The sequence below is a fragment of the Acinetobacter sp. Li1LvA2 genome (genome assembly GCF_056156705.1).
Map to the genome: position 1 here is coordinate 118,675 of NZ_JBSICF010000004.1, position 23,964 is coordinate 142,638.

The window sequence follows — 23,964 nt, forward strand, 5'->3', positions numbered from 1 at the left end:
CCTTTTCCAGATGTTCAGTTTATTTTGTAAATTTTTGGATTAAAAATGGTACGAGGTCAGCAATTGCGACTTGTGACTGTTCAGCTGTTGCTAACTCTTTAATAGCAAGCTGCTGTGCTTCCCACTCTCGTTCCCCTAAAATCAAAGCAAAGATTGCTCCAGCCTGATCAGCTTTTTTCATCTGGCTCTTCATGCTGCCTTGTGAACCTGTTTTGATGCGAATACTGCTATTTGCAGCTTCTAACTGGTCACGTAATTGTTCCGCTAAAATCAAAGCATTCGTTTGATAAGCAGGTTCTGCAACCAAGAAAACTTCACAATCACGAATAACTTCAGCTTGTTCAACTTGCTCAAGCAGAAGCAATAAACGCTCCATACCCATTGCAAAACCAACAGCTGGTACAGATTGATCTGGCTTACCTTTTAATTGGCCAACTAAACCGTCGTAGCGCCCACCAGCACATACTGTGCCTTGCGAACCAAGTGCTGTAGTCGTCCATTCAAAAACAGTCTTGTTGTAATAGTCTAGACCACGCACCAACTTCTGGTTAATTACAAACTGGATACCAGCAGCAGTCAAATAATCTTGTAACTGCTTAAAATGATCCAAACTATCTTCTTTTAAGAAATCATGCAATTTCGGCGCATTTTCCAGAATTTTCTGAGTAGATTCAATTTTAGAATCTAAAATGCGTAATGGATTTGTTGTTAAGCGACGCTGCGAATCTTCATCCAACGCATCTTTATGCTCATTTAAAAAAGCAACTAATGCATTGCGATACTCTGTACGCTCATCAGTTTCGCCTAAAGTATTCAACTCAAGCTGAACCTTATCAGCAACGCCCATACGTTTCCATAAGCGAGCTGTCAACATAATCAATTCAGCATCAATGTCAGGAGTCGCAACACCAAAAGTTTCCACACCAAACTGATGGAACTGACGGTAACGCCCTTTTTGTGGTTTTTCATAACGGAACATAGGTCCCATATACCACACGCGTGGCGTAGCGCCGCGCAACAAATTATGTTCAACCAACGCACGAACACAGCCAGCTGTACCTTCCGGACGTAAGGTTAATGACTCTGGTGGGTTACCTTTGTCGAAAAAGGTGTACATTTCTTTTTCAACAATATCAGTGGCATCACCAATAGCACGTTTAAACAAGCCCGTTTGCTCAACGATTGGTAAACGAATTTGCTGATACCCATAAGCATCCATTAAAGATGCTAAATGTTGCTCAAGACGTCTCCACGCTACTGTTTGCGTTGGCAAGACGTCATTAAAACCTTTGATTGCGACAATTGAACTCATGATGAACTACGAATAATTTCTTTAGATTTAGCTTCTTCAAGCTCTTGGACACGTTGACGAACCATTGTTTCGATTTCATCAACCAATTGATCGGTATCGATTAAATGGCTTTTCTCACCATTACGATAAACCAGTGAGCGAGGCGCAGCCCCAACAACCCCGATATCAGCTTCTTTTGCTTCACCCGGGCCATTTACCTTACAACCAATCACTGACACATCCATTGGAGTACGAATATCTTCTAAACGTTCTTCCAAAGCTTGCATCACTTGAATAACGTTAAATTCTTGGCGCGAACAACTCGGACAAGCAATAAAGTTAATCCCGTTAGAGCGCAGACCAAGCGATTTTAAGATATCAAAACCAATCTTGATTTCATCTTCTGGTTCGGCAGCAAGCGAAATACGCATTGTATCGCCAATACCTTCCATCAATAATCCGCCAAGGGCAATCGCTGATTTCACAGTACCCGTACGGTAAATACCCGCTTCGGTAACACCAAGGTGTAATGGATTATCAATTTGCTGAGAAAGCAAGCGGTAAGCATCCATGGTTAAAAACACATTTGAGGCTTTTACACTAACTTTAAACTCATGGAAATCGAGGCGGTCTAAAATATCAATGTGACGTAAAGCTGATTCAAGAAGTGCTTGCCCAGTAGGCTCGCCATATTTTTTCTGTAAATCTTTTTCTAGAGAACCCGCATTCACACCAATACGCATTGAAATACCGTGATGACGTGCCGCAGCAACGACCTCGCGAACTTTCTGGTCTGACCCGATATTACCTGGATTAATACGCAAACAGTCTGCACCATAATCTGCAACTGCTAAGGCAATTCTATGGTCAAAATGAATATCGGCAACTAATGGTACTGAAACGCGCTTACGAATTGCGCCAAATGCCTCAGCAGCCTCCATAGATGGGACCGAAACACGCATAATATCAGCACCTGCATCAACGCAACGCTCAATCTGAGCAACGGTTGCATCCACATCGCAAGTTTCGGTATTTGTCATACTTTGCACACTAATAGGTGCATCGCCACCGACATACACCGACCCAACACGAATTTTGCGTGTTGGTCGACGTTTAATTGGGTTCTCTATCATTGTATCGCTCAACTCATGGTATTAGCGGGATAAACGGAATTCAGCTTTACCGTTTACCGTATATGGAGACAATGAAATCTGTTCTTGGTTTAAACTTAATGACACGGCAGTTGCATCATCAAGACGAATCTGAAATGGAGACTCGCCATTTAAGTTTAAAGTTGATGACTGACGGCCTGTCGCCAAAACTTTACCTGTTGCATCAACAATATGAACAGACGTTGGACGGTTAAAGTTTAGCACCAATTGATCACCCACTGTTGATGTGGCATTTCCTTTCATAGGTAAAACTTCAACACTAGACTGATTTACTTTAGGTAAATCAGCATCTTCTTTCTTAGAAGTCCATTTTTGAATACCCATGACAATCAATGACACAACGGCAATAATCACGACTGCAAGAAGTGCTCGCTTCAACCATTTCTTATTACGGTCACTATTAGAACCAGGGAGTTTACCCATGATTTTAATCGGTGAATTATTTAAGGCATGGTTTGGTAAAAGCCCGGTATCATTTGCATAAATTTCATCAAAGCGCTGAATAATTGCCGTCGCATCTGTATTTAAATATTTTGCATATGAACGGTAATAGCCCTTGATAAAAGTAGCTTCTGGCAATGACTTGTAATCATCTTGCTCTAAAGCTGTTAGAGTCTTAACCGGCATGTTTAAATCTGAAGAAACTTGCCCTAACTCTTTATTCTGAGCAACTCGAATTTGACGTAAATACTCACCAGGACGTTGAATATTTCCTAAAGCAGAAGTCGGTAAGCTTGAGCCAGTTGGCTGCTGTGAATTAGGATTTATTTCCATACGGCCTCAGTACTATACTGTAATTGCAAATAACGTTGATATTCTGGACTTTCCGGGAACAAAGCACGTAACTGGTTTACTAACACTTGCATTCCCATTTTATCCGCATTGGCTCGAGCCACTCTTACACCAATCCAAAGTGCTCTTGCACCCTGATTTTTCTGCCCCACTGTATGAACGTATTGTTCATACATTTGTGTAGCAGCCGGAATCTGCTGCTGCAAATAAAAAATTTCCGCTAACTCTAACATTGAAATATAAGAGTCGCGGTTAGCAAGGAGTGCTTGTTTGAATGTTTTTTCAGCATTCGCAACATCACCCAATTTTAAATAAATACGCCCTAGATTTTCTAACGCCTGATAGCGTTGGTCATAACCTAATGTTGTACCAGCAATACGAAATTGCTCGATCGCATCATTATAGCGTTCCATTTGGTATAAATAAGTACCATAGTTATTATGTGCTTGAGCATTATCTGGTTCAGATGAAATTGCTCGTTTAAAGTAATGTTCTGCTTTTTCTAAGTTCGGCTTGCTACCTTCTTGCTGTAGCAAAATGCCCATCATCATATTTGCCATTGCATCGCGGTTATCTACACTTAAAGCTTGATCAAGAACTCGCTTTGCCGAATCCAAGTCACCAGAACGGATATGTTCAGCAGCAAGTTGTGTACGCACTTTTACCGCTTTTTCTGGGTCTTTCTTTTGCATATGCGTTGTCTGGCAACCACTTACCAGAAATGCAACTGCAACCCCCATCCATAATACCGTTTTTAACTTTGGAGTACTCAAAGCCTGCCCTCAATTTTATCCCTGTGTACGCAAAATCTCTTGACGCTGTGTGACTTTCTTCTGCCACTGTTCAGCACGACGAGTTCTATCGGCCACTTGACCGACTAACTGTCCACATGCAGCATCAATATCATCACCACGTGTTTGACGAATCGTACACACAAATCCAGCATCAGACAAAGTTTTTTGGAACGAGATAATTCGATTTCGGCTTGAGCGGCCATATGGTGCATGTGGGAACGGGTTAAATGGAATTAAATTAATTTTACTTGGTAAGTTTTTTAATAATTTAATCATTTGCTGTGCATGTTCAGGCTGATCATTTACACCCTCTAACATCACATATTCAATAGTCACATGTTTACGCGTACTTTCATTACCATCTTTGGCAATATAACGCTGACATGCTGCAATCAACTGAGCCAATGGATATTTTTTATTAATTGGCACTAGTTCATTACGTAATTCATCATTTGGTGCATGTAAAGAAATTGCTAAAGCAACATCAATGTCTTTTGCAAGTTGATCAATTTTAGGTACAACACCTGATGTTGATAAAGTCACACGACGCTTAGACATGCCATAAGCAAAGTCATCAAGCATAATCTGCATTGAGCTTAATACGGCATCATAGTTGAGCAATGGTTCACCCATACCCATCATCACGACATTGGTCACTGAACGCTCGCGCTCGGCAACCGGCACTTCTTCCATATAGGAATAGTTTGCCATCCAAAGTTGTCCAATGATTTCATCTGGCGTTAAATCACGTTGGAAACCTTGTTTTCCTGTTGAACAAAATGAGCAATCTAATGCACAACCGACTTGTGACGAAATACACAAAGTCTTACGCAAGCCTGTTTTATCTTCGGCAGGAATTAATACAGTTTCAACTAAAGAACCTGCACCATCGCCCACACGAAAAACCCACTTACGTGTACCATCTTTTGAATAATGACGGTGAACTACTTCAGGAGCTTTGATTTCACAAATCTGTTCAAGCTTCGCACGCAATTTCCCTGAAATATTGGTCATTTCAGCAAAATCAGTAATGAAGTATTGATGTATCCATTTCATCACCTGACCGGCACGAAACTTTTTCTCACCAATATCTTCAAAGAATTTTTCTAATTCAGTACGAGACATGCCGAGTAAATTCACTTTATTTTCGGCAGCAGGAATGACCAGCGTGGACGAAGATTGCTGCTGTCCATCAAGATTTTCAGATGAAACGACCTCTGCAGAACTCATGTGTATTTACCTAAACCATGTCAAAAAACTGAAGATATTGTTCAAGAATCAAACAATATTCTCTTGAGAGAATAAAAAAACCAGATAAGTAGTATACCACTTATCTGGTTTGAATGCTTTCGATTAACGAGTGCGTGGGCAGATCTCGTTGTCAGCAAAGAAGTAAGCAATTTCACGCTCTGCAGAAGCAACTGAGTCAGAACCGTGAGCAGCGTTTTCGTCGATGCTTACAGCAAAGTCAGCACGGATAGTGCCAGGAGCAGCTTCTTTAGGGTTTGTAGCGCCTAAGATTTCACGGTGTGCAAGAACTGCATTTTCGCCTTCAAGAACAGATACTACAACTGGACCAGAAGTCATGAATGCAACTAAGTCACCAAAGAAACCACGTTCTTTATGCTCAGCATAGAAACCTTCAGCATCAGCTTGAGAAAGGTGTTTCATTTTAGTCGCAACAATTTTTAAACCCGCTTTTTCAAAACGAGCAAAAATATCACCGATGTGGTTTTTAGAAACTGCATCAGGTTTTACGATAGACAAAGTACGTTCAATAGCCATGAGTGGCTCCTTTATTTTAAAATTTAAACATTAAAAAATTTGCCGCATTATACCGATGTCATAGGCAATAATCAGCTTTGAATGTGTAAAAGTTGCGATTTTTTCTACTGTTTTTAGCGAACTTCGTCTATCCAGGCCATTTGAATCCCTTCTAGCAATCCTTCTGTCGATTTATTTGGGTCATCATTGAAGTCTGGCAATGCGCACACCCATGCATGTAAATCGGTAAAACGAATCCATTGCGGATCAACTTCTGGATGTGCTTCTGACAATTCAATGGCAATATCAATCGTATCTGTCCAACGTAAGCCCATAGCGGCTCCTATCTGTTTAATCTGCTAAATCACGAACTGTGTACTTTAGCAAATCCACAAACCTAATCGATAGCTTAAGCTGATAAAAATTACCGATGCTTATAAAGCGATATTCAATAGTGGAGCCATAAAGATAATCATACTCGCGACTGCTGCACCAATGAGTGCACCGACAATCACATCACTTGGGTAATGAAGACCAAGTACCATACGAGACAATGCTACAAGCACCATGAAAGGAAACATCGCCGCAAGTAAAGCTGGCTGGATATAACCCAACACAATTGTCACCATCACAGCATGAAGTGTATGACCCGATGGAAAACTAAAATGATCAAGTGGTCTTTCACCGAGCACAATCACTTGATGCACTTGATAAGGACGGGGTCGTGTTGTCTTGTGTTTTAAAAATTTATAGATCGCGGTTCCAATAGAACCACCTAATAACAAGTAGATGATTTGCAGGCTATAGGTGATGCCTTGCATCCCCCACACGATTGCCAGCATTAGATACCAAAATGGGCCGTCACCCACACGACTGATGATTTTGAAGAAAAGGGCAACACGCTGTGAGTGAGAGAAATTGTTAAGATATAAACAGCCTCTTAAATCTAAATCGAGTATTTTTATTTTTGCATTCTTAAATTTCATGGTCATTCTCCTATTTTAGGATACTTAGGTGAAGTCCACCGAGGGCTCCTTCACTACCTGATAAAATGCCTGCTCCAATTGCTGAACCGGAAGTTGCCAACCGCTTTGCTGTACTTTATGACAGGCTTGTACGCCCATTTCTCTAAGTTGTTGTACTGAAGGAAGCTGATAAATTTGTTGTATAAAGTGGCTTTTTTGTCCAAGTGGGCTTAACCAGCCATTCACACCATGTGTTAAGTATTGATGTGCACATGCATAATCATACGCGATAACTGGCAAACCGCTTGCCATTGCCTCTAAAACTACGTTACCAAACGTTTCAACTTGACTCGCAAATACGAATACATCTGCACTCGCGTAGGCAGCCGCCAAATCTTGACCTCTCAAACTTCCGGTAAAGATAACACCCTTCGCTTCAGGTAATGACTTTAAACGAGCAAAATCTGGGCCATCTCCCACAATAACCAATTTCGTTTTATGGGGCTGGACAGTTTGTAAGTTGGCATAACTATCAATGAGCACTTGCACTTCTTTTTCAGGAGACAAACGCCCTACATAAAGCATAACGCGAGTATTCTCATCGGCATCCCATTGCTTTCGTAAATTTTCAGAGCGGTGCTTTAGTGAAAATCTTGTTGTGTCTACGCCACGCCCAACAACAACCAACGGACAAGTAATACCAAAACCGCGTAATGCTTCTTGGGTATCTTTACTTGGCACACAAGTCACTTGAGTATTGTTGTGAAACCAGCACAGGTATTTTTGAATCGGTTTAACCAAAAAAGCCAAATCGAAGAATCGACTAAAGTCTTGAAATGGCGAATGAAAGCCACTAGAAACTGGAATAGCTTTTGCCTTAGCAGCCTGCATGGCGGTTAAACCTAACGGCCCTTCGGTCACAATATGGACCACATCGGGCACAAACTTTTCAAAAGCTTTCGATACTTTTAGATATTGTGGCCAACCAAACTGCAAAGTCGGATATTTGGGAATCGCCTGCGACATCACCAGACATTCTTGCTCTGGCGTAAAGTCATGGCATTTTGCCTTTTGCTCTGGACGAATCAGTAAAATCTTATGCCCCTGTTTTTGTAAACCTTGGCATAGTTGTAATAATGAAAGTGCCACGCCATTAATTTCAGGTGGCCAAGTTTCGGTAACAATCGCAATTTTTAAACGTGGGCGCACCAAATCATGCAATGAATGCGTATTAGATAGCTGCTGCTTTTGTTTAAAAAAGAATTGGAAGCTTTCAGGAAGTTGCTGTTGTTTTAATAGTGCTGTCGCGTATGAGCTTTGCATAGCGCCATCCATCAATGTATTTATTTTCATGCTTAAATATTAAGCAGCTTTTTTGACATTTTGATGATAAATGCGTGACAGTTTACTGACATGAAAAATAAAAAAAGCACGCTGATAACAGCATGCTTTCCTCTTAAGACCTAGTAATATTTAGCGATTCTGCAATTTTGCATAATCCATGAGTACATTTGCAGCTTCAGTCACAAAAGTTTCTTCTTCTGGCAATGCAGGGCGTTGAGATGCTTTCATTTTAGCGCGAGATTCAGCTAGAGCATCTAATGAAGCTTGATAGCTTTCCCAGTTTGCAAAAGGCTTTTGACCAGTTGCAGCACGGCGTTCATTTTCTGCATCTAAAGTTTGTTTCTCTAAACCAAGTAATTCTGCACGGCGTTTATCAATATCAAGTACCACTTGTTTCTGATCACTCGTAACTTTGGCAATCGCGGTACGTTTATTTAGATATTTAAACTGGGCATCATTAGCAACACGTTGTTCAGAGAATTGAGACAACTTTGCCACATAAGGTTGAACAGAGCCTTCGCGCTTAAATGGTGCAGTAGGAATTGTGTCCCACTTCAACGCATTCTTCGATTTACGCTCACCAAACTCTTCGTTATAGATATCGACGAGTTTAATGTCTGGCACTACACCTTTATTTTGTGTACTACCACCTGTAATACGGTAGAACTTACGCTGAGTTAAAGTCGCTTGACCGTATGCCAGAGTATCAAGTTGCACCTGAGCTGTACCCTTACCAGTCGTTGTGCTACCAATAATAATACCGCGCTCATAGTCTTGGATTGCAGCAGAGTAAATCTCACTTGCAGATGCCGATGCCAAGTTCACCATTACAGCGAGTGGACCTGTGTAAACTTGCTGACCACCATCGTTGTCTTCAAAAACACTTACGTTGCCATTGCCATCACGAATTTGAACCACTGGACCTGACTTAATCACTTGACCCAGCATACGTGCAACTTCTTCTAATGAACCACCTGGGTCATTACGCAAGTCGATAATAATACCTTCTACTTTCTTCGCTTTTAACGCTTCAAAAGCATTGGCAGTATCTTCAGAAACTGAACGGTATTGTTGACCCGCACGACGTGAACGATAGTCAAAATAGAATGATGGAATTTCAATTACGCCCAACACATGCTTTTTACCATCACGTGTCACTTCAACTGTACGTGAACGAACACCAGCATCTTCTTCTTGAATCACATCACGCACTAAGGTCACATTACGTGCTTGACTCATTGATGCGCCAGCACCAAGAAGTTTTAACGTAACTTTAGTTCCGCGCTTACCACGAATGAGTCCAACAATTTCAGAACTTGTCCAACCAACCACATCAATCATTTTCTCGCCTTCTTGGGCGACACCAACGATTCGATCTCCTGATTTCACTTGACCAGACTTACTTGCAGGACCACCTTCTACAATGGTTTCAATCTTGGTGTAATCTTCATTGCCACGCTCTGGACGAATCGATACACCAATACCTTCAAGCTGCAAGGTGGTTTGGCGATTCAATTCTATCGCATCGATTGGCGGGTAATAGTTACTGTGTGGATCATAAGTCGCCAACATGGCGTTCAATGTTTTATCCAACACATCATCGCTTTTCACACGACTAATTCTTTCAAGCTGACGCGTATAACGTTTAGTTAAGGTCTGAGCTGGTGTTAAATCTTCTGGACCAGTTAAATCTTGACCATCAGCAAGTGATGGATTTTCTTTAAGCGCTTTTTGTTTCGCCTGCTCTTCTTCACGGCTAATCGTTAAGTTGATTAACTGCGAAACCAACATTTTACGCCAGTGATTTTGTTGCTCAGCCGATGTTTTAAAATACGGCGCTTTTTCACGATCAACTTCAATATAACTATTTGGCTGTTTCAAATTTTGCTGCTGTTTCAGCTCGGCTAACATGAACTCATAAAATTGTTTTAAGCGTTCACGATATTGCTGATGAATTGCAAATGGTCCAGTCAAATTCCCCGCTTTTAAAGAAGCACCAAAATTTGAACCATATAGTTTTTTATAATTTTGAACTTCAGCGTCTAAAAATAGTGAGTGATCTGGATCAAGACTATCTAAATACATATCGAGAATACGATTTGATGTCGTCGCATCCAGACGCATATTTAAATAATGTTGGCGATCAACTAAAGTTGCCAGTTGGCGAGCCACCAAAGCCTGTTCTTGCGTTGGCTGGATCGATTGAGAAACCACAGCAGTATTGGTTGCTGCTCTCGCTTCATTCATCGTATGAGTGAAGAATAAACCGCCAGTCGCGATCGCTACTGCACAAGCTATAGTTTGAAGTTTCATAAATTTTTAATACTTCCTTGGGTGTTCCTATCTTACACGCTCTGTTTTCGATATGAACTAAGCAGATTCAAAATCTTAACCAACTAAATTGTTTATACCGTGTAGTTTTATCATATTCTGTACTGACAAAATGTAGCAAAACATTGCAAAATTCGCTTATTGTTTTTCAATCAAAATTCAAATGGAACCAATATGATTGGCGCATTGATGCTGGACATCGCCGGCACAGAACTTACTCAAGAAGATATTGAACTATTACGCGCTCCGCAAGTCGGTGGCATGATTTTATTTGCACGAAATATTGAATCTCCACAACAAGTCCGTGCCTTAACGGACCATATGCGTCAAATTCGTCCAGATATTTTAATTGCTGTCGACCAAGAAGGCGGCCGAGTTCAGCGCCTAAGATCAGGTTTTACCTTATTACCGGCCATGGGTCGTTTCGGTGAGCTCTATATTACTCAACCTCAAAAAGCACTTGAACTGGCGGAACAGTGCGGCTGGCTCATGGCAACTGAAGTCTTGGCTGTAGGTATCGATTTTAGTTTTGCACCCGTTTTAGACCTTAATGCAATTAGTGATGTGATCGGTGATCGTGGCTTCTCTAAAAATATTGAGGATATTGCCCCGCTTGCTGGTGCATTTATGCAAGGCATGAAAAAAGCTGGAATGGCAAACACGGGCAAACACTTCCCGGGCCACGGTTCAGTGAAAGCCGACTCTCATGTTGCAGCTGCAATCGATAGCCGTAGCTATGACGAAATTTACAACCATGACATGCAAAGCTTCATTAAGCTTATGCCTCAGCTTGATGCGCTCATGCCAGCACATGTGATTTATGATCAGATCGACCCAAATCCAGCCGGTTTTTCACCTTTCTGGATTCAAGAAGTTCTACGCAACCGTTTGAAGTTTGATGGTGTACTTTTCTCTGATGACTTAAGCATGCAAGCCGCATGTGTAGCAGGTGGCGCAGATGCACGTATTCAAGCTGCTTTAACTGCTGGTTGTGATATGGGACTCGTGTGTAATGACCGTAGTGCGGCATGTACAGCACTTGAAGGTATTGCAAACCTAGAGCTACCAAATCAAGAACGCCTTGAACGCATGCGTGGTCAAATTCCACAAATTCAGATTGGTGAAACCTTATCGCTTGGCGACGAGTGGCAAGCTGTCAAAACAGCCATTGAAGAGTTTAAAAATTCGATCTAAATTGAGTTAAACGTATATTTGACTGATGGTCTCGATCATCAGTCAAACCACACAAAAACAATAAATCGAGCTCAGGACGAATGACACAACAACTTTCAAAACACCGCCACATCTCTTTTACAGCCCACTATACAGGCTATATCTGGTATCAAATGGGGATCTCTCATGAAGCACTTGCTACAACCAAAGGCAAATCACTAGCATATTTGGTTCATCCAATAGAATCTTGGGCTGAGAAATATGTGGGCGGTAGCATGCGCACGACGCTCAAACAACGCCACACCATGCTTGATCATCACTTAGAACAACTCATTCAAGAAAGTCCTGATTTACAAGTTCTAGAAATAGCATGTGGCCTGTCTCCACGTGGCTGGTGGTTTAGACAGCATTACCCTTCGATTACCTATCGGGAGCTTGATTTACCCGATATGGCACAAACCAAACAAAATGCGTTACAACAAATTGAAAAAAATGCACCTGAAGTTTTATCAGTTGATTTATTTACCGAAGCTTTTGCACAAGCATTTGAAGTATTTGACCCGAACCGCCCACTAGTTGTGATTAGTGAAGGTTTAATTAACTACTTTGATAAAGATTTATTAAAACAGCTGATTCAATCGATTGCTCACTATGGCACTTCTTTTAAAAAGTTCCATTATTTAACTGACCTCTACCCTGAACCAGTAAAAAACAAACTTGCCAGTATTATCTGGAATAGTAGTAAATTATTGAAATTAATGTCTCGAAGCTCGTTTAGTTTTCACTTCAAAAGTCCCAAAGAAGTTGAAGACTTTTTTAAAGATACCGAGTTCGGTCAAGTTCGCGTGGAACAACCACAAATTTTCTTTGGACAAGCTTCTCAAGACAGTCATGAGCAACATTTAGGTGACTTGGTCTGGACTATTCACGCACAAATAAAATAACCAATATAAAAAATGGAAGCTCGAAATAAACGAGCTTCCATCTATAACTATATTATTAAACTGCTTATTTTTGATGGGCAATAAAACGGCTTAAACGATCAGCAAGTTCGAAACTACCATGTTTAAATAAAGCTCGAATACCCTGCTCTGTACTCTCAAAAATTAAGCACTCAATTGCAAAGCTACCCTCTTCATCTTCTAAATGCAGTGCCAAGTCACGTGGATGGTCATTCACAAAATCAAGCTGCGAAACATCATCCATTTTTAAATACATACCGAAGAAAGTGACATCAACGATCGTTACAGAAACCTGCACATCAGACTCTCGGTGAGTAAGTTGAGTTTTTGATTGCAAAACTCGAACTCGCTCTTCACCACGGCGTTCCATGTTTTGCATTTGTTCACGTGTCATAGGAATAATGCCATCCAAATTTTGGATAGATTCACCTTTTAAGAATGATGTGAACAAACTCATGGTTTCTTTACGACGCTGGAGCTGCGGTACATGATCTGCGTTTGCGATCAATGCAAATTCCATATCTGGGCATTGCAACGCAAAGTTCGCATTTTCATGAGGCAGAGTAAAACTATCGTACTGCCCTGCTGCAACCAACGTTTTGCACTCTGGAATAGGTACATCCGTTAACCGCAAAAGACGATTACAGTTAATTTCATAACGCTCTCGCTCAGTACCCGTAAACTCAGCCATTTGTCTAAAAAATAACTTCTTGGCTGTTGGTGACATGCGGGTTTTATCTAATTTTGCATGATTAACTAAATATAAAATTACAGCTTGCCCAAACTCTTCCATGCGGTTTTCTTGCATGAGCTTGAGCGATTCTTCCAAAATCATTCGCCAACTTTTTCGGGTCTTTTGCATAACCCCCATCAAAATCATGCGATCCATTAATTCTGGACGATGATAAGCAAAGCAAGATGCGATTACAGACCCTAAAGACATTCCCATAACGGAAACTTTTTGTAGACCCACAATATCTAACCAGCGTCCCAACATTTTTGATAAATCAGGCAACTCTAAAGTACCCGCAGATACGCCAGTATCCCGATTAGTAATTTGCTGATTTGCCCCCATAGAAGGCAAATCGATTAAAATGACTGGACCACTTTCAAACAATTGTTCAACACAATATTTATAAGAATTAAAATTCTGGAAAGCACCGCCCACAATCACAATTGGCGTATTGTGAATCGATTTTGGATCGGCAATTGCCATATATTCAATTTTCCAACCGTCAATCCATGTTGTACGAGCAGGTTGTTTAAAACTATCTCTATGGTAGATATCGAAAAAGCCAAAACCGGCATAAGCTTGGTTGATCTCCGAATCCATTTGAATAATGGAATTCATATCCTTGCTTCCTCCTTGCTGTAATTTTTTTATGCTGCAAGAGTTCCTTCTTGAACACGTAATCTTTTATGCACAAAACTTTTAAATTTGTATTAGTTTGTATTGCACAATAACATTCTAAACAATTGTGTGAAATATACGCAATCGCTCAAATGACCGCTCATCTTGTTTAAGTCGCTAATAGTTTGCAAAATATTTAAATGTTTTTTTATGGCAGTCACATTTTTCAAAAAAAGCCATTCATTGTTCCGCATTTGACTGCTACTATCTTACTCATTGGTAAATGATTAAAAAATGCTATGCAAGACTCAATTGAACAATATATGCAAAAAGTCGGGCAACAAGCACGTCAGGCATCTCGTGTCCTAACAAGTGCTTCTACCTCACTAAAAAATCATGCACTCTCTGCTATTTATACTGCTTTAGAAAATAATCAGGCAGAAATCTTGGCAGCGAATCAAATCGACATGGATAAAGGTCGTAGCAATCAGCTCGACAGCGCATTGCTTGATCGTCTTGAACTTACGCCCACACGCTTTAAAGGAATGTTGCAAGGTCTAAAAGATGTGATAGCACTTGTCGATCCAATTGGGGAAATTACTGATCTTGCATATCGCCCCACAGGCATTCAAATTGGAAAAATGCGTGTGCCTTTAGGTGTTGTTGGGATGATTTACGAATCACGTCCAAACGTAACCCTTGAAGCTGCATCTTTAGCGATTAAATCGGGCAATGCCATTATTTTACGTGGTGGTTCAGAAGCACTCGAGTCAAATAAAGCGATCGCTGAAGCGATTAAGCATGGCTTAAAAGTTGCTGGCTTACCTGAAGATTCAGTTCAAGTGATTAACACTTCTGACCGTGCGGCTGTTGGTCATCTTATTACCATGGCTGAATATGTAGATGTAATTGTTCCACGTGGTGGCAAAAGCTTAATTGAGCGTGTAACTAACGAAGCGCGCATTCCTGTCATTAAGCATCTTGATGGTAACTGCCATGTATTTGTTGAAGCACAAGCCGACTTGCAAAAAGCTTTACCAATTACATTAAATGCAAAAACACATCGTTATGGCGTTTGTAATGCGATGGAAACTCTGCTCGTTGATGAAAAAATTGCAGATGTTTTCTTACCGCACATTGCTGAACTCTATGCTGAGAAACAAGTTGAGCTCCGTGGTTGTCCAGAAACACGTCGCATTTTGGGTGCTTCCGTAAAACCAGCGACAGAAGAAGATTGGTACACCGAATATTTAGGGCCAATTCTCGCAGTTAAAGTGGTGAGCGGGATTGATGAAGCAATTGACCATATCAACAAATATGGTTCACATCATACCGATGCAATTGTGACTGAAAACTACACTTTAGCTCGTCAGTTCTTGGCTCGTGTAGATTCAAGCTCAGTCGTAATTAATGCATCAACTCGTTTTGCTGATGGTTTTGAATATGGCTTAGGTGCTGAAATTGGTATCTCCACCGATAAAATCCATGCCCGCGGCCCAGTGGGTTTAGAAGGCTTAACTTCACAAAAATGGATTGTGTTAGGTGACGGACAAATTCGCCAATAACAGATTTAACACTTCAAAAAAACGCCTGATCAATATCAGGCGTTTTTTATTACTCAAGTTATGAGTCACTATAAAAAACCAACCCGAAGGCTGGTTTTTCTTAATCGTATATTTATTAGAAAATAAAGTCGGTATTCACAAATTTAGAGTAGTGTTCAGACACCATAGAGGCCAACATGCCTTTGCTGTCATCTGTCTGTTTAGCAGCAATCATAGAACGGATCGAGAATGCACGAAGCGCATCATGCACAGACAATGTACCTTCCGCAGAATCTTTACGTCCACCAAATGGGAACACATCAGGGCCGCGCTGACATTGACAGTTGATGTTCACACGACAGACCTGATGAACCAGCGGATCAACCAAGTGGCCAATTTGCTCAGGGTCACTACCAAAAATACTCACCTGCTGACCATGATCAGAAGTAGTGACATAGTCCAGCACAGTTTCAATGTCATCATAAACAGAGACTGGTATCACTGGACCAAACTGTTCTTCGCGATACAGCCTCATCCCCTCAGTCACTGGATAAACTACAGCTGGATAGAACATCGTTTTGCAGAATTCACCGCCTTCCAGATTAACCACTTTTGCCCCTTTAGCCATGGCATCCTCAATGACTTCAGTCATGTAGGTCGTACGGTGCATACCTGGTAACGGAGTAATAAACACACCTTTTTCCCAAGGCATCCCCACTTTAAGTTTGGCCAGTTCAGCCGTTAAGCGGTTAACGAACTCATCGGCTATTGAGCTATGTACCATCAGCATTTTAAGTGCTGTACAACGCTGACCATTAAACGACAATGCACCCAGCAGGCACTCTTTCACTGTTAGATCTAGGTCGGCATCCGGCAGAATAATGGCTGCATTCTTCGCATCTAGCCCCAAAATCGCACGCAGACGGTGAGATTTAGGATGTTGCTTCTTCAAGTGATCAGCTACTTTACTAGAACCAATCAGTGCCAATACATTAATTTGCCCAGATGCCAGTAGATGGGGTACCACTAGAGAGCCTGGTGCATAAATGGTATTGATCACACCTTTTGGAAATGAATCACGGAACGCTTCTAGTAACGGTTCAAACAATAAGGTACCAAATTGAGGTGGTTTAAAAATAATGGTATTACCCATCAGCATGGCTGGGATCAGAGTCGCAAAGGTTTCGTTCAGCGGGTAGTTGTATGGTCCCATACACAACACGACACCTAGTGGAGTACGACGGATTTGACCAATCGTACCTTCGGCAATTACAAAGCGGGAATTGGCATTATCCAAATCTTTCAGAGCATCAATCGTTTGACGCATGTAGGTAATTGTACGGTCAAACTCTTTTTCTGAATCCGCCAAGCTTTTGCCAATTTCCCACATGATCAACTTAATAATCAGATCTCGCTGTTCCACCATGCGCTGAATAAATTTTTGCATGCAGGCAATGCGCTCACTCACCTTCATCATTGGCCATTCGCCGCGACCATTATTGTAAGCCCGTACCGCTGCCTCTAGTGCTTCATCGCTTTCTTTTTCACCCATGACTGGATAACTACCAAGTTCAACTTGCTGTAGGCTACCGTCAGGCTGCTGAATCCAGATTGGAGATAATGTTTTCTTGGTTGCACCAGCCCATAACTTCAATTCACCATCTACCAGTGAGACACGCTGATGAATTTGGGAGGGTAAACGCACACTTTCAGGAATACTGTCCACTACTGGGAATTTATGTTGTAGATTATTTAACTGATTCATTCTTCTTAATACCTTATTATTCGTATGTCTTTTATATATTCCCGAACTTTCCATTCTAATTAGGATTTATTCGGGTCAATATCACTATTATTATCCGTACTCACCTTGCTTGAACCGTTAACCACAAGGTGAATATTTTAAAGCGTTGATAACCTTTCTAGCTGAATCTACCCCCGACACACACTATCAGTCACCCCTAGCTTCTGGATGACTTGTTCAATGATCTGTTCTGGTGTGAGAGCAATATCAATAGCAATTGCTTCATTCACATCAGGTTCCTCTAATGTGTCTAGCTGTGTTTGTAGCAACGCTGGGTCAAAAAAATGACCTGATCTTTCTGCAAGTCGTTGCTGCAATAATTCATAAGAACCTTTTAAGTAGACAAACTTAATATTCTGGTCCTGCCCTCTTAAAATATCGCGATACATGCGCTTTAAAGATGAGCATGTAAATACAGCCGTTTCACCATCTCTCTGTTTGGTTTCAATGACCTGACGAATTGCTTGCAACCATGGCAAGCGGTCTTCATCTGTTAAGGGAATGCCCTGACTCATCTTACTTTTATTTGCAGCTGAATGAAGCGTATCGCCATCAAGGAACTCACAAGCCAAACGCTCTGATAACAATTCACCAATTAGGGTTTTACCTGTTCCACAGACACCCATTGCAATCACAATCATGGATTACTCACCTTTAATTATAAAATAGTGCTAAGCAGTAGCGTGAAAGATAAACCCAACACCGAAATGATCGTTTCTAATACTGACCAAGTCTTGAGTGTCTGTCCTACTGTCATACCAAAATATTCTTTGATTAACCAGAATCCTGCGTCATTTACATGTGAGAAAACTAATGAACCTGAACCTGTGGCAAGTACCAAAAGTTCTGGTCTAACCGCAACTCCCGCTGTGGCTGCAATTGGAGCCACAATGCTACAAGCTGTAGCCATGGCAACCGTTGCCGATCCTGTTGCCAAACGAATTAATGCTGCAACAAACCAGCCCAACAATAACGGCGATAAATTTGCCTTTAAAGCTGTAGAAACAATCTCATTAGAAATACCGGTGTCACGCAAAATGCCACCAAAACCACCGCCAGCACCTACAATCAACATAATCCCAGCAATAGAAGCTAAACATCCGCCACAGAATTTTTCAATTTGTTCACGGTTAAAGCCCTGCATCGTACCGAAAGTAATAAAGCTGACCAATACTGCGATGAGTAATGCGATATCAGAAGTACCAATAAAACGTAGTAAGTCGTTTGCAAAAGTTTGTGGTGCAAAGAAAAGATCTGCCCAACTGCCGATTAACATCAATACAACTGGCAGCATGATGGTAAATAAGGTAATCCCAAAGCTTGGTAGCTCGCGAGTTCTATTCGTATCTGCTTCAATAAACTGCTTCGCTAACGGGTTATTTTCAGGCAATTTGACGTATTTATTGATCCAAAGTGCATACAATGGTCCAGCAACAATAGCTGTTGGCACACCCACTATCAGACTATAAGCAATTGTTTTACCAATATCAGCATGATAAGCCTGTACTGCTAACAACGCTGCTGGATGTGGTGGAATTAAGCCATGCACAACCGACAAACCAGCAACCATTGGCAAGCCTACAACCAGTAAGGATTTGCCTGTTCGCTTCGCAATGTTGAACGCAATTGGAATGAGTAGAACGAAACCTACTTCGAAAAATACGGGAAGCCCAACAATAAGGGCAATAAACATCATGGCCCAGTGAATATTTTTCTCACCAAACCACTTAATTAAAGTAATTGCTATTCGCTCTGCGCCACCCGACTCAGCCATCATTTTGCCGAGCATTGTTCCTAATGCGATTACAATCGCAAGGTGGCCTAGGGTTTTACCAGTACCAGCTTCATATGACTTAACAATATCGCCCATTGGCATGCCAACAGCTAAAGCTAAACCAAGTGAAACAATAATGAGAACCAGAAATGGATAAATTCTAAACTTCGCGATCATGACCACTAAAGCAATAATCGCGATTACAGTGTAGATCAGTAACATGCCACCCTGAACCGTCTCCATGGGACACTTCTCCTTGGAATAATTATTTAGGCACACTGCCTAAACAAAGGTCTTCAACCACAGTAATTCCTACTGTTAAGACATTAAATTTTTATATTTAGGTGTGACCAGCACAAACTGGTCACATCAATACAGCCTTTAAAGCACACAAAATGCACTTCATTTTTTATAAATATCGACTACATCTACGGTGCTCTCAACTGACTCGCAATTTGTGCCAAGCGAGTAATTTCAGCCCATTCTTGTGCAGCTACAGTAGCTTTAGGTGTTAACCATGAACCACCTACACAAACCACGTTAGGTTGCTTTAAGAAATCCGGTGCTGACTCTGCCGTAATTCCGCCAGTCGGGCAAAAACGTAAGTTTGGAAATGGACCATAAAATGCTTTTAGCATCTCAACTCCACCTGCCTGTTGAGCTGGGAAGAACTTTACAATGTCATAACCTAATTCAATTGCCTGAATCAGGTCACTTGGTGTCATCACACCAGGCAATAAAGGCAAGCCGGCATCTTGTGCAGCCAAATGCAGATCTTTAGTCAAACCGGGAGATACACCAAATTGAGCACCTGCTTTTTTAGCTTGAGCACAATGTTCTGGCTTGGTAATCGTACCTACACCGACCACAATGTCATCTGCCAATTGGCTAGCACGCTCAATAGCAGCAAGACCCGCAGCAGTACGCAACGTAATTTCAAGGACTTTTACACCGCCAGCATGTAAAGCACGTGATACATCTTCACCTTGCTCGGCAGAATCAAATGCCAATACGGGAATGACTGGACCTAATTTGACGATATCTTCAATTTTAATCATTATTTTTCAGTTCCTTTGACTCAAATCTGCTCTGGTGAAGTTTCACCAACTAATGCACCAAATACAGATGCTCCATGTTCAGCTGGCGCAGCAGCAGCACGGAAAACACCAAATAATTCGCGGCCAAAGCCAACTTCGTTTTCTGCCTGATGTTCTGGCTGTGCAACGGGACGCGACTGCCAAGTCTGTTCATCTATTTCAACATCGAGTACGCCTGCCTCAGCATCAATAATCAACATATCGCCTGTTTGCACTTTAGCAATCGGCCCATTTAGTAAGGCTTCTGGAGATAAGTGAATCACCGCAGGAACTTTGCCTGAAGCACCAGACATACGGCCATCAGTCACTAAAGCAACGTGGAAACCTTGATCTTGTAAAACACCCAACACAGGCGTTAAACGATGCAATTCAGGCATACCGTTAGCACGAGCACCTTGGAAACGAACAACCGCAATAAAGTCTCGGTGTAATTCACCACGATCAAACGCAGCTTGCACTGCTTCTTGAGAATCAAACACGATTGCCGGAGCTTTAACTTTGCGATGTTCTGGTGCAACAGCAGAAATCTTGATGACACCACGGCCAAGGCGACCCTGCATTAAACGCAAGCCACCATCTGGTTGAAACGGCGCATCAATACTACGTAAAACTTTGTCATCAAGACTCTGAACCACACCATCAACCCAAGTCAGTTTGCCATCAATCAGTTTTGGTTCTTTGGTGTAATGGTGCAAGCCTTTACCAGCCACTGTGATTACGTCGTTATGCAATAAACCAGCCTCAAGTAAGTTACGAATGAGGAAAGCAACCCCACCCGCAGCTTGGAAATGGTTTACATCGGCTTTACCATTTGGATAGATTTTTGCGAGCAATGGAACGACAGCAGACAACTCATCAAAGTCATCCCAGTCAATTAAGATGCCTGCGGCACGAGCAATCGCAATAAGGTGCAAAGTATGATTGGTTGAACCACCTGTCGCGAGCAATGCCACGATGCCATTGATAATGGCTTTTTCATCAATCACATGACCAATCGGCGTGTAGTTTCCGCGCTCAACTGTTAAATCCAGTACACGAATTGCCGCTTCTGCAGTAAGTGCATCACGTAATGGTGTGTGAGGATGAACAAAAGCCGCACTTGGCAAATGCAAGCCCATAACTTCCATCAGCATCTGGTTACTGTTGGCTGTACCGTAAAAAGTACAAGTCCCTTGTCCGTGATAAGCAGCTGACTCAGCTTCTAACAAAGCATCTCGGCCAACCTGACCCGTTGCAAATTGCTGACGGATCTTAGCTTTCTCATCGTTAGATAACCCACTGGTCATTGGGCCAGCTGGCACAAAAATAGTAGGCAAATAACCAAACTGCAAAGCACCAATCAGTAAGCCTGGCACAATCTTGTCGCAAACACCCAGACATAAAGCTGCGTCAAACATGTTATGAGACAATGCAATCGCTGTGCTCATCGCAATGGTTTCGCGAGAGAACAAAGATAGTTCCATGCCAGCATTACCTTGGGTAATACCGTCACACATCGCAGGAACACCACCTGCAAACTGTGCTACGCCACCATTCTCACGAGCGGCTGTTTTAATTAAATCTGGAAATGTTTTATAAGGTGCATGGGCCGAAAGCATTTCGTTATATGAAGATACGATGCCAATATTTGGCTCACGACCTACTTTAATAATTAACTTTTCATTATCTTCCATGCTGGCGAAACCATGAGCCAGATTGGCACATGAAAGTGCTCCACGAGCAGGAAATTTGCCTTGTGCATGTTCAATACGTTGTAAATATGCAGAACGAGTTTTTTGACTACGTGCGATTACACGCTCGGTAACTTTTGCCAATATAGGGTTCGGCAAGTCCATGCTGGACGCTCCTGTACAACCGGATAAGCCGGAATATAAAAATAGACCAAATGATATATTTCTTATAATCATTTGAAAAAGGATGAACAATATTATTCAGGCAAAAAGCGACATGCAACCCCAGTCAATGCTGCTGTAATGGCCTCAGCACAAGCTTTAAAGGCATAGTAAGTTTATATTTTAGACAAAATTCTTATTAATAATGAGGTATATTTAAACCTAAAATAAACCTTAAAAAATACGGTAAAATTATCGCAATATCAATGTAATGAAATATAATTAACAATATATAAATGATGTTCTTTTCATTCTAATTTTTAGTATTAATAAAACTATATTTGGTTCTTTTTAATTCTCTCGAATGCTATTAAAACTTAATTTAACTTACGTATATTATTTGTAATATATGCTTAAAATTTAATTTAAAGACATGAGATACCTATTCAATAAAGAATCAATCTTTAAGATTTAAAATACGTTTTTCATTCAGTTTTATTTTTTCATAAATATATACAAAAAACTCTTTTCTAGGCATATAAAAAAACAAGGAATACAGTGGTTAAGCTTTATACTGGACAGATATTAGTTAGAAATAATTTGATGGTCGATAGTGCTTAAGTCTAATGGGCTAAAGTCTATCTTGGACAGAAAAACAACACATGATAAAACATGACAACCCGTTCAATTTGTATCGGAAAATAATACATCTTGAACAGGAAGTTAGGAAAACTACTTTAAATCAGGACTTGGGTATTTCAACGTGGCTATATCAGTATTAGTTATCAATTGCGGCTCTTCATCTATTAAATACGCACTGGTTTCAGAGCGTCGTGAAGACCGTATTTACGGTTTAGCAGAAAACTTGGGGGCAGCTGACGCTCGTATTAAGGGAGTTACAGTAGGTGGCGAACCACTTGAACTTTCAATTCCTTATGCTGACCACGCCAAAGCTTTAGAAACTTTACTTGCACGTCTTGCCAACTACAAACCGCAAGCGATCGGTCACCGTGTTGTACATGGTGGAAGCCTTACCAAAGCAGAATTACTCACTCCTGAAATTATTGAACGTATTCGTGCTGCGACGCCTTTAGCTCCACTTCATAACCCAGCACATTTAATTGGTATTGATGCAACCGTACGCCTATTCCCTGAATTACCTCAAGTTGCCGTATTCGACACTGCATTCCATCAAACCATGCCACCGCATGCATATCGTTATGCAATTCCTAAATTTTTATATACTGACCACAACGTCCGCCGTTATGGTTTCCATGGGACAAGCCACGCCTATGTGTCTGATAAAGCAAGTGAGCTTGCAGGCAATCTGAAAAAAGGTGGATGGTTAACAGCGCATCTAGGAAATGGCAGTTCAACTTGCGCAGTATGGAATGGACAAAGTGTTGATACCTCTATGGGTCTCACTCCACTTGAAGGCGTAGTGATGGGAACGCGTAGTGGTGATGTTGATCCAAGCTTACATAGCTTCCTTGCGAAAAACCTCGGTTGGGACTTAGCAAAAATTGATAAAGTTTTAAATAACGAAAGTGGCTTATTAGGCTTATCTCAACTCTCTAATGACATGCGCACAGTGATTGAAGCGGCTGAAAATGGCAACGAAGATGCTTGTCTTGCAATTGAAGTCTTTAGCTATCGCCTTGCAAAATCACTTGCTGCATTAAGCTGTGGTTTACCAACTTTAGACGGTTTAATTTTCACAGGTGGTATTGGTGAGAACTCAGCTTATATTCGTGAAAAAACCTTAGCTTATTTACCTCATTTTGGTTTACAGCTAAATAAAGACCAAAACAATAACCTAAAACGTGGTACTGAAGGCCGAATCGACAATGGAACTGGTCCTCAAATTTGGGTCATTCCTACAGATGAAGAAGGTCGTATTGCCAAAGAAACTCGTCAAGTTGTAGAAGCGGCAGAAAATACAGCATCTGTAGCAAGCCTGGCTTAATTAGAGCT

General features: G+C 41.3%; 21 protein-coding genes. 5 read left to right on the forward strand and 16 right to left on the reverse strand.

From position 1 onward, the window contains the following. Positions 1–19: 19 nt before the first annotated feature. The 10 genes from hisS to ACS604_RS10155 form a co-directional block, all read right to left on the reverse strand. The gene (hisS, locus tag ACS604_RS10110; RefSeq protein ID WP_004794714.1) at positions 20–1,312 is read right to left on the reverse strand and encodes a histidine--tRNA ligase; all 1,293 of its coding nucleotides are present in this window, start codon (positions 1,310–1,312) and stop codon (positions 20–22) included. Beyond that, positions 1,309–2,424: a flavodoxin-dependent (E)-4-hydroxy-3-methylbut-2-enyl-diphosphate synthase gene (gene ispG / locus ACS604_RS10115; protein WP_004698760.1), complete on the reverse strand. Its 1,116-nt coding sequence runs from the start codon at positions 2,422–2,424 to the stop codon at positions 1,309–1,311. Before ispG ends, hisS begins: the two co-directional genes overlap by 4 nt. A 21-nt stretch (positions 2,425–2,445) precedes the next feature. Then, positions 2,446–3,237, reverse strand: coding sequence for a helix-turn-helix domain-containing protein (locus ACS604_RS10120; protein ID WP_151964001.1), 792 nt, complete (start codon positions 3,235–3,237; stop codon positions 2,446–2,448). Continuing rightward, the gene (pilW, locus tag ACS604_RS10125; RefSeq protein ID WP_312820853.1) at positions 3,228–4,028 is read right to left on the reverse strand and encodes a type IV pilus biogenesis/stability protein PilW; all 801 of its coding nucleotides are present in this window, start codon (positions 4,026–4,028) and stop codon (positions 3,228–3,230) included. Before pilW ends, ACS604_RS10120 begins: the two co-directional genes overlap by 10 nt. Before the next feature lie 15 nt (positions 4,029–4,043). Continuing rightward, the gene (gene rlmN / locus ACS604_RS10130) at positions 4,044–5,279 is read right to left on the reverse strand and encodes a dual-specificity RNA methyltransferase RlmN (RefSeq protein ID WP_004794719.1); all 1,236 of its coding nucleotides are present in this window, start codon (positions 5,277–5,279) and stop codon (positions 4,044–4,046) included. A 123-nt stretch (positions 5,280–5,402) separates the two neighbouring features. Continuing rightward, entirely contained in the window at positions 5,403–5,834 is a 432-nt protein-coding gene (ndk, locus tag ACS604_RS10135; RefSeq protein WP_003654870.1) for a nucleoside-diphosphate kinase, read from the reverse strand. 113 nt (positions 5,835–5,947) lie between these two features. Then, positions 5,948–6,148, reverse strand: a complete 201-nt coding sequence (gene iscX / locus ACS604_RS10140) for a Fe-S cluster assembly protein IscX (RefSeq protein WP_003654869.1) — start codon at positions 6,146–6,148, stop codon at positions 5,948–5,950. 99 nt (positions 6,149–6,247) lie between these two features. Further along, the gene (locus tag ACS604_RS10145) at positions 6,248–6,799 is read right to left on the reverse strand and encodes a phosphatase PAP2 family protein (protein WP_289781517.1); all 552 of its coding nucleotides are present in this window, start codon (positions 6,797–6,799) and stop codon (positions 6,248–6,250) included. A 24-nt stretch (positions 6,800–6,823) separates the two neighbouring features. Next, positions 6,824–8,113, reverse strand: a complete 1,290-nt coding sequence (locus tag ACS604_RS10150; RefSeq protein WP_474771818.1) for a glycosyltransferase family 4 protein — start codon at positions 8,111–8,113, stop codon at positions 6,824–6,826. Positions 8,114–8,251: 138 nt separating this feature from the next. Continuing rightward, positions 8,252–10,435, reverse strand: coding sequence for a carboxy terminal-processing peptidase (locus ACS604_RS10155; protein ID WP_004794726.1), 2,184 nt, complete (start codon positions 10,433–10,435; stop codon positions 8,252–8,254). Between the two features lie 192 nt (positions 10,436–10,627). Here ACS604_RS10155 and nagZ point away from each other — a divergent pair, with 192 nt between their 5' ends. Both nagZ and ACS604_RS10165 read left to right on the forward strand, forming a co-directional pair. Further along, positions 10,628–11,647, forward strand: coding sequence for a beta-N-acetylhexosaminidase (nagZ, locus tag ACS604_RS10160; RefSeq protein ID WP_049837907.1), 1,020 nt, complete (start codon positions 10,628–10,630; stop codon positions 11,645–11,647). Positions 11,648–11,727: 80 nt separating this feature from the next. Continuing rightward, the gene (locus ACS604_RS10165; protein ID WP_474771631.1) at positions 11,728–12,570 is read left to right on the forward strand and encodes a class I SAM-dependent methyltransferase; all 843 of its coding nucleotides are present in this window, start codon (positions 11,728–11,730) and stop codon (positions 12,568–12,570) included. A gap of 64 nt (positions 12,571–12,634) precedes the next feature. Here the strand turns inward: ACS604_RS10165 and ACS604_RS10170 are convergent, their stop codons facing one another. Continuing rightward, positions 12,635–13,939 (reverse strand): alpha/beta fold hydrolase, encoded by a 1,305-nt coding sequence (locus ACS604_RS10170; RefSeq protein ID WP_474771633.1) that lies wholly within the window; start codon positions 13,937–13,939, stop codon positions 12,635–12,637. A 299-nt stretch (positions 13,940–14,238) separates the two neighbouring features. Here ACS604_RS10170 and ACS604_RS10175 point away from each other — a divergent pair, with 299 nt between their 5' ends. After that, on the forward strand, positions 14,239–15,504 hold the full coding sequence (locus ACS604_RS10175; protein WP_004794736.1) for a glutamate-5-semialdehyde dehydrogenase: 1,266 nt from the start codon (positions 14,239–14,241) through the stop codon (positions 15,502–15,504). 115 nt (positions 15,505–15,619) lie between these two features. On the opposite strand, the gene ACS604_RS10180 is transcribed toward ACS604_RS10175, so the two are convergent. From ACS604_RS10180 to edd, 5 genes are all read right to left on the reverse strand, one after another. Further along, complete coding sequence (locus ACS604_RS10180) at positions 15,620–17,248, reverse strand: NADP-dependent glyceraldehyde-3-phosphate dehydrogenase (protein WP_004794737.1); 1,629 nt, start codon at positions 17,246–17,248, stop codon at positions 15,620–15,622. Between the two features lie 167 nt (positions 17,249–17,415). Next, positions 17,416–17,928, reverse strand: coding sequence for a gluconokinase (locus tag ACS604_RS10185; RefSeq protein ID WP_004794739.1), 513 nt, complete (start codon positions 17,926–17,928; stop codon positions 17,416–17,418). Between the two features lie 17 nt (positions 17,929–17,945). Next, positions 17,946–19,304 (reverse strand): GntT/GntP/DsdX family permease, encoded by a 1,359-nt coding sequence (locus tag ACS604_RS10190; protein ID WP_004794740.1) that lies wholly within the window; start codon positions 19,302–19,304, stop codon positions 17,946–17,948. Positions 19,305–19,489: 185 nt separating this feature from the next. Beyond that, a complete protein-coding gene (eda, locus tag ACS604_RS10195) occupies positions 19,490–20,119 on the reverse strand; it encodes a bifunctional 4-hydroxy-2-oxoglutarate aldolase/2-dehydro-3-deoxy-phosphogluconate aldolase (protein ID WP_151964005.1) in 630 nt (209 codons plus the stop codon). 20 nt (positions 20,120–20,139) lie between these two features. After that, positions 20,140–21,993 (reverse strand): phosphogluconate dehydratase, encoded by a 1,854-nt coding sequence (gene edd, locus ACS604_RS10200; protein WP_174726959.1) that lies wholly within the window; start codon positions 21,991–21,993, stop codon positions 20,140–20,142. 659 nt (positions 21,994–22,652) lie between these two features. Between edd and ACS604_RS10205 the strand changes: the two genes are divergently transcribed. Beyond that, positions 22,653–22,772, forward strand: a complete 120-nt coding sequence (locus tag ACS604_RS10205) for a hypothetical protein (RefSeq protein WP_353155589.1) — start codon at positions 22,653–22,655, stop codon at positions 22,770–22,772. After that, entirely contained in the window at positions 22,754–23,956 is a 1,203-nt protein-coding gene (locus ACS604_RS10210) for an acetate/propionate family kinase (protein ID WP_174759169.1), read from the forward strand. The genes ACS604_RS10205 and ACS604_RS10210 overlap by 19 nt, the downstream gene beginning before the upstream one ends. The last annotated feature ends 8 nt before the right edge of the window (positions 23,957–23,964 follow it).